General features: G+C 47.4%; 9 protein-coding genes. 7 read left to right on the forward strand and 2 right to left on the reverse strand.

What is annotated here, in order from left to right; translation table 11 throughout:
- Window positions 1-15: 15 nt before the first annotated feature.
- Window positions 16-585, reverse strand: coding sequence for a hypothetical protein (locus D3H65_RS13250; RefSeq protein ID WP_119050777.1), 570 nt, complete (start codon window positions 583-585; stop codon window positions 16-18).
- A gap of 549 nt (window positions 586-1,134) precedes the next feature.
- Window positions 1,135-1,563 (reverse strand): VOC family protein, encoded by a 429-nt coding sequence (locus D3H65_RS13255; protein ID WP_119050778.1) that lies wholly within the window; start codon window positions 1,561-1,563, stop codon window positions 1,135-1,137.
- Window positions 1,564-1,818: 255 nt separating this feature from the next.
- Between D3H65_RS13255 and D3H65_RS13260 the strand changes: the two genes are divergently transcribed.
- From D3H65_RS13260 to D3H65_RS13290, 7 genes are all read left to right on the forward strand, one after another.
- Window positions 1,819-2,541 carry a hypothetical protein gene (locus tag D3H65_RS13260; protein WP_119050779.1) on the forward strand — a complete coding sequence of 241 codons (723 nt, stop codon included), beginning with the start codon at window positions 1,819-1,821 and terminating at the stop codon, window positions 2,539-2,541.
- 408 nt (window positions 2,542-2,949) lie between these two features.
- Window positions 2,950-5,400 carry an ABC transporter permease gene (locus D3H65_RS13265; RefSeq protein WP_119050780.1) on the forward strand — a complete coding sequence of 817 codons (2,451 nt, stop codon included), beginning with the start codon at window positions 2,950-2,952 and terminating at the stop codon, window positions 5,398-5,400.
- Window positions 5,401-5,507: 107 nt separating this feature from the next.
- The gene (locus D3H65_RS13270; protein WP_119050781.1) at window positions 5,508-7,901 is read left to right on the forward strand and encodes an ABC transporter permease; all 2,394 of its coding nucleotides are present in this window, start codon (window positions 5,508-5,510) and stop codon (window positions 7,899-7,901) included.
- A 169-nt stretch (window positions 7,902-8,070) separates the two neighbouring features.
- Window positions 8,071-8,733 (forward strand): ABC transporter ATP-binding protein, encoded by a 663-nt coding sequence (locus tag D3H65_RS13275; RefSeq protein WP_119050782.1) that lies wholly within the window; start codon window positions 8,071-8,073, stop codon window positions 8,731-8,733.
- A 36-nt stretch (window positions 8,734-8,769) separates the two neighbouring features.
- A complete protein-coding gene (locus D3H65_RS13280; protein ID WP_119050783.1) occupies window positions 8,770-10,110 on the forward strand; it encodes a TolC family protein in 1,341 nt (446 codons plus the stop codon).
- Between the two features lie 486 nt (window positions 10,111-10,596).
- Entirely contained in the window at window positions 10,597-15,933 is a 5,337-nt protein-coding gene (locus D3H65_RS13285) for an Ig-like domain-containing protein (RefSeq protein WP_162915610.1), read from the forward strand.
- Window positions 15,934-15,945: 12 nt separating this feature from the next.
- The gene (locus D3H65_RS13290; RefSeq protein ID WP_119050785.1) at window positions 15,946-17,010 is read left to right on the forward strand and encodes a PorP/SprF family type IX secretion system membrane protein; all 1,065 of its coding nucleotides are present in this window, start codon (window positions 15,946-15,948) and stop codon (window positions 17,008-17,010) included.
- Window positions 17,011-17,070 lie beyond the last annotated feature (60 nt).

Here is a 17,070-nt window from a genome sequence, read left to right on the forward strand (position 1 = left end):
ATAACGGCAGCAAACCTACTTCCCAGGCATCCGTAGCCCAGGTACGCCTTGCTTACCTTGTTGACATTCTTTGTGATACTCCCGCCTGAAGACCTTATCCCGCCTCCGCCATAGGAGCAATTCAAAAGATGGCTGTTCAGCAGGGATATTTTTAAATAAACCCTTGACGGTGGATCCCACCGCTGGCCTTGCCCGACGATAAGATGGCCTTAATACCGTTGAAGGAGCTTCCACAGACAGTTGCATCCCTCCGTATTTCGGGACATATTTTTGGGCAAGCCATTCGATGATGTCCGTTTCATTCCACCCATATTTCAACCAGGTCATTACCTCTCCGGTGATCTTACAGCGGAGTGTATGTTTTTTATAGCGAAGTGGAACCAATGCATACACCTTCAATGCAATAGGCGAAGCTTTGGCTAACAAGGCGGCATATTGCATGGTCTTGCGAAAGGCGGGATCTTTCTTCACCCGCTTGCCGGTCAGCGAACTGCGGGAGCGTATATAGTACCTCCCAAACATGAAGTATACTGTTATAGGCCCGTAAGTGCCAATAAAAGAAGGTGCGGAAGTAAGCCTTGCCATAATATTCTTTTTCCTAAAGATAGAGCGTTGGCCTGGGTGATCAACAGGCAGCTAACACAAACGGTTAAGTTCTGTTATATTCTGTCATATTCAGTTAAAAACAGCCATTTAAAGTCACATTTTAACAAGCGCCGGTACCCTCTCAGGACCGGGTTTGACAGGGGTCTTGTTCGGGACATGTTTGTACCAACACCGGAGATAAAGCGCATTTTATGCACCTGTGAAATGAATTGAATGCTGGCCTGGCTTGTTTTGGTTTTGAGTATGGTTTGGGGCGGCCTAAGCGGGTACCGAATGAGACCCGAACAAGGTACGACGCAGACCCACGCAAGACCCGAAGAAAAGCCCGCACACTCCCATTGCGGATAGGCTCACCAGCCATAGCCCGATAACCAGTAATACAAAATGCTGCTGAAGCTGCTGTTTAATAGATTGATCTTGCATGCCATTCCTGTTTTAATCAGATGAAGGACATCATTCTCTGCAGGAATGACCGTAATCCGGCCCTGATCGTGAAGTCGATAGATTGGCAGTAGAAAGTTAAGCTATTTATTTTTGCTGTGGATCATAATTCACCATCCACTTGATCCCAAACTTGTCCGTAAAGCTGCCATAATAAGCACCCCAGAACATATCTGCGATGGGCATTTCAACGGTGCCTCCGGCAGACAATCCATTAAACAAATGATCCGCTTCTTCCCTGCTTACCGGATGCAGCGAAATATGCACATTATTTCCTACCACCAGATTATGGCCCATAGAAGGCATCGTGTCTGAACCCATTAAAGTAGTGTGCGCATCGATCGGCAGGGAAATATGCATGATCCTGTTCTTCTCATCATCAGGAAGGTTCTCCGTACCCGGTGCTTCCCCTATTTTATGAATAGCCGGAAACTCCCCGCCAAATACAGACTTATAAAAATTAAAGGCTTCTTCGGTTTTACCGTCGAAGTTTAAATAAGGATTCATTTTAGCCATAACAATAGTTTTAGATTCTGCAAATAAGGCATTTATTATGAACTAAGGAGTTTTTGTGAATGGCTTATTTATTAAAAATAGAAGTTCTGATTTTGACTATTGCTCACAATCGCTATAATATCAGCCTGTTCGTTATATTTGCTATCCATTCGCACCAACCACCAGCTAACAGTCTCCCCGGATCAAACTAATATTGAATTCTTGTCGTTGCAGACGTTCCTGCAACATAAAAATGCTATAACCAATATACTATTAATGACTGAAGCTATTAAGCGTTATCTGTTCATCGACGAAAGTGGTGATCCGGTTTTTTATGGCAACCGCAAGAAACTACTGATTGGTACAACAGGTTTTCAGCCCTATCTCATTCTTGGAATGATTGAGACTGTCGATAGGAAATCTTTACGCAAGTCTGTCGTAAACTTTATGGACAATATTAAGGCCGACAATCTTTATAACTCAATTGCTTCGGTCACAAATGAAAAAGGCTGGTATGTTCATGCTCGGGGAGATCACCCTGAAATCAGAGCAAAATTCTTTGAGTTGCTTCGTAACCTGCAAGGATATCAGGCTCATGTCGTAATAGCCAAAAAGAATATTGACATATTCAACCGAAAGCACAACAATAACCCTGCTGAGTTTTATTTTGATGTTTTACACCATTTACTTAACGGCCGGCTAAATAACAGCAGCCATCATTATAACTTATATCTTTCACAAAGAGGCAACAATACGCTGCACCGTTTTCAAAATGCTGTCGCCAAAGCGCTGCATGCAGATGAAACTAAAACCTATGTCAACATGCCCTGCCATCTTGAGATTGTACCAGCTATCGAAATGCCGGAATTCAGCATCATTGATTATCTCATATGGGCAATACAACGAAAATTATTACAAGGTGAAAATCGCTTTTTTAACGCAGTGAAAGATAAATTCCTAACAATTGTGGATCTATATAATGAGGATATAAAAAACTAAAAAATCCTGTCGCCCCCGTGCCAATACTGGCAACACCCATCTGGGATGAGATATGTAAGCGAAGAACTTTTTAGCACCATAAAGATACGTTTTTATCCTAAAACAGCGACAAGCCACCAGCCTTCGCTTTCAAACCCATCTTCCCGACCTCCCGTCTTCCGGGCTTTCTTCTGTATCAAAACCGGACAGTTTTTGTATCGGAAACGAACTACTTCGTATGGGGAATACCTCATAGCCCGTTGTTAATCATGCTCCTACGTTCTGGCATGTGTTTGCCATACTACCCGCAGGCTCCCAAACGGCTGGGGAAAGTATAGCCATGAAAATATACCGCCCTTAATGCAACATAAAGCCGTTCGGGGAGCCTATTAGTTTAACATTGTTAAACTATTTAAACGAAAAACTTATATGATCAGGAACTACTTAAAATTGGCCTTTCGTAATGTCAGGAAGCACAAAGCCTTCTCCCTGATCAATATTTTGGGGCTGGCCGTTGGCATCAGCGCTTCCCTCGTCATTTACCTGATCGTTCAGTATGAGTTTAGTTTCGACCGCTTTCACAAGGATGGAGACCGCATCTACCGCGTCGTTTCCAGCCTCGATTTCTCAGGCGCGCATTACGACAACAGTTCCGTGCCTGCTCCCCTGGCGGCGGCGGCCGGCACCAGTATAACCGGCCTGGAAAACACCGCGGCCATCTTTACCACGTATGATCCTAAGGTGAGCATCAGCAAAGGCAACAACCAAAAGCCCGAAGTATTCAAGGCCAGGAAAGGCGTCGTCTTTACCGACCAGCAGTATTTTAACCTGGTCACCTACCAATGGATGGCCGGCTCGCCCGATGTGCTCAAGGAACCCTACAAAGTAGTGTTGACCGAAAGCCGCGCCAAAGAATATTTCCCGTTTGCCGATCCTACCCGCGCTGTAGGACAACTAATGAGCTATGATGACAGCATTGAGGTAACCGTGGCCGGTATCGTAAAAGACCTGCAGGAAACCACCGACCTTAACTTTAAAGAATTTATTGCTACTGCTACCATTCCTGCCAGCAAGCTGGAGAACAACTATAGCTGGACCACCTGGAACAATTATTTTGGCAACTCCCAGCTATTAGTAAAGCTTAAGAAAGGAGTCTCGCCCCAACAAACAGCCGCACAGATCAACGCCCTGGTAGCCAGCCATGCACCCAATAGCAGCGGCGTCAGCACAAAGCAGCTTTTACAGCCGTTGAATGATCTGCACTTCAACGACAAGTACGATATTTTTGGGGAGCGCCGGGCCCACAAGCCTACCCTTTACGGATTGCTGGTGGTGGCAGCCTTCCTGCTGATATTAGGATGCATCAATTTTATCAACCTTACCACCGCACAGTCGGTTCAGCGGGCCAAAGAAACAGGTATCCGCAAGACCATGGGCAGCACACGGACACAACTGATAGCCCAGTTCATGAGTGAAACACTGGCCCTCACCATCACTGCTACCCTGCTGTCCATTGCCCTCATCCCTTTACTGCTGAAAGCATTTTCAGACAATATCCCCGAAGCCATCACCTTCAGCCGCCTGTTCCAGCCCAATATTATAGCCTTCATGATTGCCCTGGTATTCGTCGTGAGCCTGCTGGCCGGGTTCTACCCATCCCTGGTACTATCAGGTTTCAAACCTGTACTGGTATTGAAAAACCAGGCTTTCAGCAACAGCGGCAAGACCAGGAGCGCCTGGCTGCGCAAAACATTGACCGTATCTCAATTCATCATAGCCCAGTTCTTCATCATCGGCACCCTGATGGTAGCCAAACAAATACATTTTTCCCTCAACAAAGACCTGGGCTACCGCAAAGACGCCGTTGTTAATTTCACCATTCCCTGGCGCGAGAGCAGCCTTTCTAAAAAGCAGGTACTCCTCCAGAAATTGAAAAGCATTCCCGAAATCCAAATGGTTACCCTCAGCGGTATTCCACCTGCTTCAAAAGGCACCACCTCCTCTACCCTCACCCTCGATGATGGCAAAAAGGCCATCGAGAAAATGACAGAGATCAGGCTGGGGGATGCTGCCTACTTCGACCTCTATAAGATCAAACTGGTGGCCGGCCAAATGCTGCAGCCCAGCGATACCGTTCGTAAAGAATACCTGGTCAATGAAACATTTGCCCGGGAGATGGGATTTGCCAATCCTGCTGATATTATTGGCAAACACATCCAGCGGCGCGACAAAACATTGCTGCCCATTGTAGGTGTAGTAGCCGATTTTCATACCAAGTCCCTGCATACCAATATTGCCCCCCTGGTATTTACGGCCAAAAGCGAGGAATGCAATACCTTCCATATCCTGCTCCCTCCACAGGAAGCAGGCAGCAATACCTGGAAGAATGCTTTTGCCAAATTAGACAAGGCCCTGAAAGAAGTATTTCCCGAAAGGACTTTTGAATATCAGTTCTTTGATGAGCAGATAGCCGATTTCTATAAGACAGAACAAAACACTTCCCGCTTATTGACCTGGGCCAGCGGTCTGGCCGTATTCATCAGTTGCCTCGGACTGTTGGGCCTGGTGATCTATACCACCCACCAGCGGGTAAAGGAAATAGGCGTACGCAAAGTGTTGGGCGCTTCTGTAACTCAGCTCGTATCCCTGCTGTCTAAAGATTTCATAGTGCTGGTTATTGTAGCCTTCGTGATCACCGCGCCCCTGTCGTGGTGGGCCGTTAACACCTGGCTGCAAAATTTTGCTTATCGTACGTCAATGCCCTGGTGGATATTTGCTTCCGGCGGAGCCATTATGCTCATCATTGCATTGATAACACTCAGCATACAAACTTTCCGCTCCGCACTGGCCAACCCGGTGAAGGCGTTGAGAAGCGAGTAGTGGAAGACCAGCTGCGAGCTGTGAGCTTCGAGCTACGAGCTAAATACAAAAAAGGCATTCGAAGCAAAGGGCTCGCAGCTCGAAGCTCGAAGCTAAAAAATAAACAAATGATTCGTAACTACCTTAAAATAGCGGTCCGCAACCTGATGAGGAACAAAGTATTTTCCTTCATCAATATCTTTGGCCTGGGCCTTAGCATGGCTGTATGCCTGCTGGTGATCCTGCATGTGAAAGACCAGCTGAGCTATGATAAGTTTCACCCGCAGCCCGGTCGCACCTATCGCATCATCAGCAATATCACCAACAAGGAAGGCAATACCAGTACCTTTGCCAGCACACCCCTGCCTCTTGCAGACAAGCTGGCGACCGACTTTTCCCTGATCGAGCACCTCACCCGGATCTATCCCGTTGATGCCAATGCAACCAATGGCGTCAAGGAATTGCGCTTACACCAGGCTTTTACCGACAGCAACTTTTTCAACATATTTGGCTATACCCTGCAATCCGGCAATAGCCATACCGCTTTAACCTCACCCAACAGCATTGTACTGAGCAAAGAAATAGCAGAGAAGTTCTTTGGCAATTCCAATGCCATGGGACAGGTATTGACTTTTAGCGAACTGGGCGATTTCAGGGTTACCGGTGTCATGAATAAACCAGCCGGCAAATCACATGTGGAGAAAGACGCCTACCTGTCCATGAGTTCCGTTCCCCTGCTGGAGAAAACAGGTAAACTGTCTGCCAAACTGCGGCAATGGAACAATATCACCGATGCCTATACCTACGTGGTGCTTAAACCGCAGGTAAAGGAGAAGCAGCTTAGCCAGGCCGTTACTACCATTTCAAAAGACCTGGTAAAACAAAGCACCCTCACAGGAAAAGAGAACTATGCTTTTTCTGTACAGCCCCTCAACAAGATCATACTGAGCGAGGAAATGAACGCGCCCCTGGGCAATACCGGCTCACGCGGCAAAGTGATAGCAGAAATAGTGATTGCCTTAATCATTCTCTTATCAGCCTGTTTCAATTATACCAACCTGTCCGTAGCCCGCTCCCTCAAAAGAGGCAAGGAAGTGGGCATCCGCAAAGTATCAGGCGCCGTCCGCTCACAGGTGTTTACCCAGTTCGTCATTGAATCCCTGTTAACAGCCTTTTTGGCCCTCGTACTGGCCTGGCTGATGCTCAATATCATGAAGGGACAACCCTTCGCCCGTGAAATAACATCCGCCGATGAGCTCATCCTGGATGCAGGCACCTGCGTGTGGTTCCTCCTGTTCAGCCTGTTTGCGGGCTTACTCGCAGGTGTATTACCCGCCTGGGCCCTCTCTTCCTTTAAACCTGTTGAGGTATTAAAGAACCTCTCTACCGTAAAATTATTCCTGGGCAATAACTTCCGGAAAAGCCTCATCGTAGTACAGTTCACCCTGTCACTCGTGGCCACCATATTTACACTTACCTTTTTCCGCCAGTTCGACTATATGGACAATGCCGATCCCGGGTACAGGCAGGATCACGTCATCTCCATTCCCCTGGCCGCAGCCGGTCAGCCTTTACTGAAGCATGAGCTGGAGCAACTGAACGGTGTAACCAGCGTAGCAGCCATTTCCACCCTGCCTGGCAGGGAAGTGACCGGCCGCACAAGGGTGAGGTCCCAACCCGGCGCCGAACCCATTGCCATGGACTATTATTTTGCCGATCCCGGTATCTTCAATACCCTCCACCTGTCATTACTGGCGGGTACCAGCTTTCCACAGCAGGCCGATAGTGCACAGGCCGAGCAATACATTGTCCTCAACGAGCTGGCTTTGCAGCCCCTGCACATCACATCCCCCCAGGCAGCCATCGGCAAAAGCATCTGGATAGACGATAGCGTGCAGGTACAGATAGCCGGTGTAATGAAAAACTTTTCTCATCGCGGCCTGGCCGTACCCTTTATACCCCTGGTGATGCGCCAAAAGCCGGCAGCTTATCATTACCTGGTGGTTAGTACCGCCACTGCCTTACCCGCCAGCTTTCTCAAATCAGTAGAAAGCACCTGGAAAAAACAATTCCCCAACCAGCCTTTTGAAGGAAAATGGTTGCGCGAAGACTGGGCAGGCGGCAACAAAGTCAATGGTACCGTGGGTATGCTGGGTTTCCTTACCCTGATCACCATTACCATTGCCTCCCTGGGTTTATTGGGTATGGTGATCTATAGCACCGAAACCCGCCGCAAGGAGATCGGTATCCGCAAAGTAATGGGCGCCAGCATCGCCATCATCATGGCCCTCCTGAGCAGGAGCTTCCTGAAACTGCTGCTCATTGCCGGTTGTATAGCCTTACCTATTGGCTACTTGCTGGGTTTCTTCTTTTTAAACATATTTGCAAACCGGATCACCATAGGCGTAGACATATTACTGATCAGCTTTGCAGTTATGCTATTGATCGCATTAATGACTATTATTACGCAAATTTACCGGGTGGCAGCAGCCAATCCCGTCAATAGCCTGAGAAGCGAATAGCGGAGGAAGGCAAGCTGCGAGCGACGAGCCACGAGCAGCGAGCTAAATACAGTCAAGAAATTCGAAGCATAACTTGTCCCGCTCTGCGGGAAGGCTCGCAGCTCGAAGCTCACAGCTCGTAGCTGAACTTAGAACGATAAACAACAAATAGTAAACTAAAACAAATAGAATGTTAGAACTGAAACATATCTCCAAATGGGTTAATGTAGGCGGCAAACCTACCTTTCTGCTAAAAGACATTAACCTCACTGTCAATGCAGGCGAATTCCTGTCCATCATGGGTCCTTCCGGTTCCGGTAAATCTACCCTGCTCCACATCATTGGTATGCTCGATGATGCCAATGAAGGTGAATACTATTTCAACGGCGAGGCCGTGCACAGCATGAAAGAAAAACAACGTTCCCAGTTATACAAAAGACATATTGGCTTTGTTTTCCAGGCTTATCACCTCATTGATGAGCTCACCGTATACGAGAATATCGAAACCCCGCTCATTTACCAGGATATTAAATCCTCTGAGCGCAAAGCCATGGTAGCAGATATCCTCGACCGTTTCCAGATAGTAGGTAAAAAAGACCTCTTCCCTACCCAGCTTTCCGGCGGACAACAACAGCTGGTAGGCATTGCACGCGCCCTGATCGCCAAACCACAGTTGCTGCTGGCCGATGAACCTACAGGCAACCTCAATTCTAAACAGGGAGAAGACATTATGGACCTTTTCAAACAACTCAATAAAGAAGGTGTGACCATCATACAGGTTACCCACTCCGAAAAAAATGCAGGTTATGGAACACATACCATTAACCTCCTGGATGGAAGGATAGATAGTTAAAATCCCCAAACCTTAATTTACAAAAAAGAGAATAGAATGAAACCCGGTAAAGCCTTGATGATCTGTTATGCGGTAGTAAGCATGTCGCTGAACAGTTTGGCACAAAATACGCCCATGACACTGAAGCAGTGTGTAGATACGGCTATTGCCAATAATGTAGATGTTGTACGGAAAGACCTGCAAAGCCAGCGCGAACGCATCACCCTGAAACAAAGCAGGAACAACCTCATCCCCACCCTGGGCGGCAATATCGATCACACCGCCTACCAGGGCCGTAGTATTGACCCCGTTACCAATAGCTACGTGCAACAAAGTTACACGTCTGCAGGCTATAGCGCAGGCACTGATGTAACCCTCTTCAACGGGTTCCGTTTGATCAACAATATCAAAAGCGCCCAATATGCCTGGGAAGCCAGCCGCCTGGAATTGCAACAGCAGAAAGATCAACTGATGCTGGATGTGATACTGGCCTACCTCGATATCCTTACCAATGAGGACCTGGTAGAGCAATCCAAAAAGCAACTGGAAGTAAGCAGCAAACAGGTAGAACGCCTGGATATCCTGAACAAAGAAGGAGCTATCAAGCCTTCTGACCTGTATGATCTGAAGGGGCAGCTTGCCGACAACAAAATAGCCCTCATCAACAACCAGAATGCCCTCAACAGGGCTAAACTAACCCTGGCCCAGCTGATGAACCAACCCTATCGCGAAGACCTGACCGTGGAAAAACTCACAGCAGAACAGTTTGCGAAGGATTATGCCGGTACAGCAGGAGATATTTATAACGTAGCCCTCCAACAAATGGCGATTGTAAAGGCTGCCGACCTGCGCGTAAAAAGTGCAGAGAAAAATGTGAAAGCCATCCGGGGAGGTTATTTCCCCTCTATCGGATTTGGAGCTGGTATCAATACCAATTTTTCCAGCCTTGCCCAGGATGCCAACAATGTGAAGATCAAATATTATGATCAGCTCAGCAATAACTACCGTACCAACTTTGGCGTGGGCATCAGCATCCCTATCCTCAACAACTTCAGGGTAAGGAACAATGTGGCCCTGGCAAAGATCAACCTGAAAGATTTCGACGTCCTCACCCAGACCATGCGTATTCAATTAAAACAAAACATTGAGCGCGACCATCTGAACATGGAAGCATCACTCAACAGGTACAATGCACTGGTAGACCAGGTGGCTTCTTATACCGAATCTTTCCGTGTGGCCGAAGTAAGGTTCAACGAAGGTGCTGCTACTTCTGTAGATTATGTGATCGCTAAAAATAACATGGACCGCGCCAATATCAACCTCATCATTGCCCGGTACGATTATGTACTGCGCACCAAGATCCTTGATTATTATCAAGGGAAAATGCTTTACCAGTAGCAGGTAAAATCATATTCTTCTTACAGCATTTAAGTTATAAAATGCATGAATGCCGGGCTTTACCAAAAGCCCGGCATTTTTCTACCAGCTATTCCATTTTATGGCTTTCCGGAAAATGCAATATTATTTTTTCTAATTTATCCTTCCCTGGCTTTGATCTGACCAAATTAGATTGTACATTAGCAATACCCGTTAACGTAACCTGATTCTCAGATCATCCAGACCTATGTAAAGCTTCCCAAGGCTCAGTACTCGTTAATATCATTTCTCTCCTTTTTACAAACAGGGATTTAGTAGCTATCTCATGATTCAATCCTGATTAACCTTGTAGGTTGAATGGATCCTTTGCTATTGGTATATCCCAGATGAAGGCCTGGTTCTACTTATTTAACCCTAACTGCTATCTCCTATATGCATCCACATTCTTTCTATGCTTGTTTACGACCGGGCAGATCAGCCTTAATTACTTGCTATACTATAGCATTTTTGCTGTTTGGATGCTTTTTCTCCGCCCGGGCCCAGACGCCAACCATTACTTCCTTTTCTCCAACAACGGTATGCCAGGGATCATCAGTTACTATAACCGGAACCGATTTTACAGGCGCCACCAGTGTAAAACTGGGAAGTAATAATGCAGCTAGCTTCTCGGTCGCCAGTGCTACCACTATCACAGCCACGGTGGCTGATCTTTCTACAAGCGGAACAATAACAGTAACCACTCCCGCCGGTACAGCTACCAGCACTGGTGCTTTAACTATCCTGCCTGCGTCCAGGCCCGCTTTAACAGACATAGGCACGAAGGATGCTCCTTTTACCAATTGCGATGGCAATGCGGTTTACCAACTCATGGTAAGCAACAGTTCTACTATAACAGGCACAGGCAATATTTTCCAGATCAACTGGGGAGATAATACAGCCCTTTTTACACAAACAGATTGGCCGGCGGGCGCACAAACTACCCATACCTATACGAACCAGGGATACTATAACGTGGTCTTTACTATTACACCCACCAATGGCTGTACAAGAAGTGTTACCTACCGGTTTTATAATGGCCAGAACCCATTGGCCAGCTTTACCACTACCACTTCTACTACCGGGTTGTGCGTTCCCGCTGCTATTGAATTCCAGATTGGCAACTGGTATAATAACTCAGCCGGCACTACCTACCAGGTTAATTTTGGTGATGGAAGCCCCAATACTACTTTATCACATCCCCTGAATGGAACAAATACCACTCAGCTATTGTCGCACCCCTATACAACATCCTCCTGTCCAAACCCCGATTTTACAGCCACGCTAAAAGCCAGTAATGGCTGCTTCACCACTACCTATACACTCAACCAGATCATTATAAGAAAGAAGCCTGTTGCGGATTTTCTAACACCGACCATCCCCTTATGTATCAATACACCTGTTTGTTTTACAAACCAGTCAACGAATGGCTTCAGCGGCAACTCGTGCCTCACCACCACTACTTTTCTCTGGGATTTTGGAGACGGCACTACCTCTACCGCTGCCAGCCCTCCCTGCCATACCTATCCATCGGCTGGTACGTATACAGTAACCCTCACAGCCTCCAATCCAGCCTGCGGAAATGATGTCAAAACAAAACAGGTAACTGTACGTGCAATCTCCCCACCACCAGTGGTAGCTGCCACCCCGGTAGTTTATTGCATGGGACAGCCTGTCGTTCCTCTGACTGCAACAGGTACAGGATTACTTTGGTACACATCCGCCACCGGGGGAACAGGCGCTGCCACTGCACCCACCCCATCCACCAGTACGCCAGGCAGTATTACTTATTACGTAAGCCAAACCATACCCAATAATTGTGAAAGTGCAAGAATGCCGGTTACCGTCACCGTGAATGCTTTGCCCCCAGCGCCCATTGTAACCTCACCAATACAACTTTGCCAAAACCAAGCTGCGGCTCCCCTTACAGCCACAGGATCGGGATTATTGTGGTATGCCAACTCCACAGGCGGCACAGGATTCACCACTCCTCCCACCCCATCTACTGCCAGCACAGGTAGTACAACTTATTACGTGAGCCAAACAGTTAATGGCTGTGAGGGGCCAAGGGCATCTATCACAGCTACAGTGAATACATTAGCCGGAGCTCCTCTGGTCACCTCACCTGTTACCTATTGCCAGAATCAAACTGCAGTGCCTTTAACTGCTACCGGAACCGGCTTACGATGGTATACAAGTGCCACAGGAGGTATCGGCTCACCTGCTGCGCCCATTCCATCAACAGCTACGGCTGGAAGCACGGTCTATTATGTAAGCCAAACCACAGGATGCGGAGAAGGTCCCAGAGCTTCCATTACAGTGAATGTGAACGCAAGTCCATCCGCTGCTATTAGTTATACCCCCACTACGCTTTGTAATGTGGTTAATACTGCCACTACCCCTAACCTGCCGGTACCTGTAATACATACCGGTGCTACGGGCGGTACTTATTCGATAGCTCCGGCAACAGGGTTAACGATAAATGCAACAACAGGAGAGATCAATCCTTCGGGTGCTACAGCAGGCACTTATACCATCAGCTATACTATCCCAGGTACTGGTGGCTGCTCCAATTATATCACTACTGCTACTGTTACGGTAAGTCGTACGCCCACTGCCACCATCACGTACCCCGCCATTTGCACATCAGATGCTGCCACCAGTGTAACCCTTGCAGGAACTTCCGGAGGTATATTTACCTCCGACCCAGGCTTGGCCATCAATGCATCAACCGGAACCATTACACCGGGTACCAGTACACCCGGCAGTTATACTGTAACATATACTATTTTGCCCGCTGCGCCATGTCCTGGCTATACAACCACAGCCAATGTTACCATATCCCTGGCTCCATCGGCCGCTATTGCGTATAACCCATCCACCTTGTGTAATGTGGTTAATACAGCAACAACGCCCAACCTGCCGGTACCTATAGCACATTCCGGCACCATCGGTGGCACTTATTCCATAGCACCGGCAGCAGGCTTACCAATTAATACTGCAACAGGAGAGATCAACCCTTCAGGTGCTACAGCAGGAACCTATACCATCAGCTATACCATCCCCGGAACAGGCGGTTGCGCTAACTACACTATCAGCACAACAGTTACTGTAAGCAGTACGCCCATTGCCATTATCACCTATCCCGGCATTTGCACTTCAGATGGCGCTACCAGTGTAAGCCTTGCAGGAGCTTCCGGAGGTACATTTACATCTAGCCCAGGCCTGACCATTAATGCATTAACGGGCACCATTACACCCGGTACCAGCACACCTGGCAATTATACTGTAACGTATACCGTTTTGCCCGCTGCACCATGCCCCGGCTATACAACCACAGCCACTGTAACAGTAACACAGGCGCCATTAGCTGCTATTGCATACAACCCGGCCACCCTGTGTAATGTAGTTAATACTGCCACTACACCCAACCCGCCGGTGCCTGTAGCACAATCCGGCACTCCAGGTGGTACTTATTCAATAGCTCCTGCTACAGGCTTGCCGATAAATAATGCAACAGGAGAGATCAATCCTTCCGGTGCTACAGCAGGCGCCTATACCATCAACTATACCATCCCCGGCGCAGGCGGTTGCTCCAACTATACTGTTAAGACAACAATTACCGTAAGCAGCGCACCTGTTGCGACCATCAATTACCCCGGCGCCCCTTATTGCGGCAGCCTAAACACGCCCCGACAGGTTTCTCTTTCAGGAACTACGGGAGGCACGTTCAGTTCCACCCAAGGGCTATCTATTGATCCGACAACGGGCGCTATCAACCCGTCTTTAAGCACACCAGGCACTTATACAGTAACCTATACTATTGCTCCATCGTCACCCTGCCCTGGCTATGTGGCTACCACCAACGTAACCATCAATGAAAGCCCTGTTGTAAGCTTTCCCATTATTACGCAAAAGATCTGCTCTGGTGCAACAGCTGTTTTTGTACCTTCTTCCACAGTAGCCAACAGCGCTTATAACTGGTCCGTTGTCGGTTCATTACCTCCCAATATTTCCGGCATAAGTTCAGGAACTGCCTCCGGAGCCAATGCCACTATATCCCTGTCTTTTACCAATACCGGTACTACCAGTCAATCGTTAACGATACAGGTAATACCTGTGAACCCTACCCAAAGCCCCTGCGCCGGAGCGCCCTATACCCTCACCTTGATTGTAAACCCCATACCTCCCGCTCCGGTTAAGGATACCACTCATTTCTGTATGGGTGTACCTCCTGCCGCTCTACAGGTTGCCCCCGTACCAGGCACTACTATTAAATGGTATGATGCTAATCTGGTATTATTGGCTAATGCCCCAGTTATCAGCACCAATGTGCCAGCCAGGTTTATATATTATGTAAGCCAGACAAACAGTTATGGATGCGAAAGTCCGAAAACTGAGATCCTCGCCTTTGTTCATCCTACTCCTAAGATTGTTGGTTCGTCGTATGCCAACCCCACCATCTGTGGAGTACCATCAGGATCTATTGTCTTGAATGTGCTTGACCTGAACAACAATGCCATTCCGAATATGCCGGTTTTTGTTCACTATAATAAGTTTCAAACCAGCTATACTACGGCTGCCAGCACAGATGCCAGCGGAAAGATTACAATCCCGCTCACCGCAGGCACCTATTCCAATATATATGTAGCTACCACCAACGGATGTACCTCTCAGAAGATACCCGACGTATTTGTTTTAAAAGACCCTACCCCTCCCGAACAACCGGTGGCAGGATACAACCCTCCCATATGCAGTGAGCAATTATTGACGCTGACAGCTCTTACGCCCACCAGCACACAGGCAGGCCCCATTGATTATGTTTGGGCAGGTCCTGCTTTTGGTCCTTTTGCTGATACCATACCCAATTCAGTGGTTACCTTCCCCGCCGCAAAAATGTCGGATGCAGGTACCTATATTGTGTATGCTATCCAAAATAATTGTATCTCCCTGCCCACCAGCTTTGAGGTTACGATCAAACAATCCCCCTCCAAACCCGTGATCAATACAAGAACACCTTTGTGTGTGGGAGACAAGCTCTTTTTACAGGCATTTAGCACTATCCCGGGCAATGCAGGATTGAATTATTTATGGAAAGGGCCGAGCAGCCAATTTCCGGTCGCCTCACCTAATGTAACCATAGACAAGGTAAAAGTGGAAGATGCAGGCATATACTCTATTACTGTGACCTCTCCCCAAACAGGCTGTAGTGCTACCACCGACACTTTGATACAGGTGGGCGCTTATCCCATTGTACAATTTGCACAAGACACGCTGACCTTACCTACAGGATACCTGTTGAAACTCGCACCAGTAATTACCAATGCGACTACTCCCGGTGTTTTGCCCATGAAAGAATACACCTGGGCCCCATCACAGGATATTGAATGCAATGATGCCATCTGCTCTTCACCCATGGCCACTATTAAAAACAATGTATGCTATTCAGTAAAGGCCACGAATATTTATGGCTGCAGTGGAAGTGATGTTATATGTGTGAAGGTCTTTTGCCAAAACACCCAGGTGTTTATTCCAAATGCGTTTGTACCACTTGGCAATATTCCGGAAAATAAGATACTGATGGTAAGGGCCTCAGGCATTGGAACGATTAAGTCTTTCAGGGTCTTTAACCGCTGGGGCAAGATGGTATTTGAAAGAAGCAACTTCCCACCCAATACGCCAGGCTTTGGATGGGATGGACGGGTAAACGGTAAGATGGCTGATACCGGCGTATACATTTATACTGTAGATGTTATTTGTGAAAACGGGGTTCCTTATTCTTATAAAGGCAATGTGACCCTGCTCTAAAACAATTTATTTATGAGACGCAACTATAGATCACTTTTGCTATTATTCATAGTAAGTCAGTTTACGTTCACGGCTTTTTCCCAGGATGTTGGCTTTTCTCAATTCTATGATCAGCCCCTCTTGCGCAATCCTGCCCTGGCAGGCATTTTTACAGGCGATGTACGACTCGCTGCTTCCTATAGAAATCAGTGGCAAAGCCTCACTATTCCCTATCGAACCTTTGGATTTAGCGGAGAGTTTAAAATACCGGCCAATATCGCCCCTGATGACAATGTCACAATAGGCTTACAGCTGATCAGAGATGTTGCCGGCACTTCCGAATTCAGCACTTTACAGATCCTACCAGCGGTTAATTACAGCCTGCCCCTGAGCCCCACCAGCAATTCCTATCTGTCGATAGCTTTTATGGGTGGCTTGATGCAACAACGATTTGACCCGACGAAGCTGGTACTGAATGATCAGTTTGTATCCGGAAGCAATGGGAGTTTCAGTATTCTTCCTTCCTCGCGACAAGTCTTTAACAATACCAGTGTCAACTATTTTGACCTGTCTGCCGGTTTAAGTTATAATGGTGTGATCAGAGATGATATTAATTATTTTATTGGCGCCGGTATATTCCACCTTACAAAACCCAAAGTGGGATTTTATGAAGGCAACTCAATAACGCTCAATAAGAAACTCGCGTTGAATGCTGGGTTTGCCGCACCCACCAGCGAAACCGACCAGTTTATTTTTTATGCAGATTATTTCAAGCAGTTCAAAGAGGGTTTTAAACCTGTAGGTATTAGCACACTTCAGACTGGTATCATGTACAGCCATGACCTTTTTGTTTTAGGCGATGCCCAGCAAACCATCACCGGGGGATTGTTGTATCGCCTGAACGATGCCATTATACCCGTTGTTCAATTGCAGCTGTCCAAATTAATTATAGGCGCCAGCTATGATATCAATATCGACAAGCTAGCTGCCGCGGCCCGCTACCGGGGAGGGTTTGAACTGGTACTTTCATTTAGAGATTTTTTAAACTACAACCAGAAAGAGCGTCGGCAGGCATTGTGCCCAAGATTTGCCAGGTAGGAAAGAACTGCCCCCAAAAGTCAGACACTTTTGAGGGCAGTTTGAAATACCTCAAGCCAG

The sequence above is a fragment of the Paraflavitalea soli genome (genome assembly GCF_003555545.1).
Lineage (GTDB): Bacteria > Bacteroidota > Bacteroidia > Chitinophagales > Chitinophagaceae > Paraflavitalea > Paraflavitalea soli.

Excerpts from the sequence above, each read along its gene's own strand:
- D3H65_RS13250 (WP_119050777.1), bottom strand. The coding sequence starts at position 585 with ATGGCAAGGCTTACTTCCGCACCTTCTTTTATTGGCACTTACGGGCCT.
- D3H65_RS13255 (WP_119050778.1), bottom strand. The coding sequence starts at position 1,563 with ATGGCTAAAATGAATCCTTATTTAAACTTCGACGGTAAAACCGAAGAA.
- D3H65_RS13260 (WP_119050779.1), top strand. The coding sequence starts at position 1,819 with ATGACTGAAGCTATTAAGCGTTATCTGTTCATCGACGAAAGTGGTGAT.
- D3H65_RS13265 (WP_119050780.1), top strand. The coding sequence starts at position 2,950 with ATGATCAGGAACTACTTAAAATTGGCCTTTCGTAATGTCAGGAAGCAC.
- D3H65_RS13270 (WP_119050781.1), top strand. The coding sequence starts at position 5,508 with ATGATTCGTAACTACCTTAAAATAGCGGTCCGCAACCTGATGAGGAAC.
- D3H65_RS13275 (WP_119050782.1), top strand. The coding sequence starts at position 8,071 with ATGTTAGAACTGAAACATATCTCCAAATGGGTTAATGTAGGCGGCAAA.
- D3H65_RS13280 (WP_119050783.1), top strand. The coding sequence starts at position 8,770 with ATGAAACCCGGTAAAGCCTTGATGATCTGTTATGCGGTAGTAAGCATG.
- D3H65_RS13290 (WP_119050785.1), top strand. The coding sequence starts at position 15,946 with ATGAGACGCAACTATAGATCACTTTTGCTATTATTCATAGTAAGTCAG.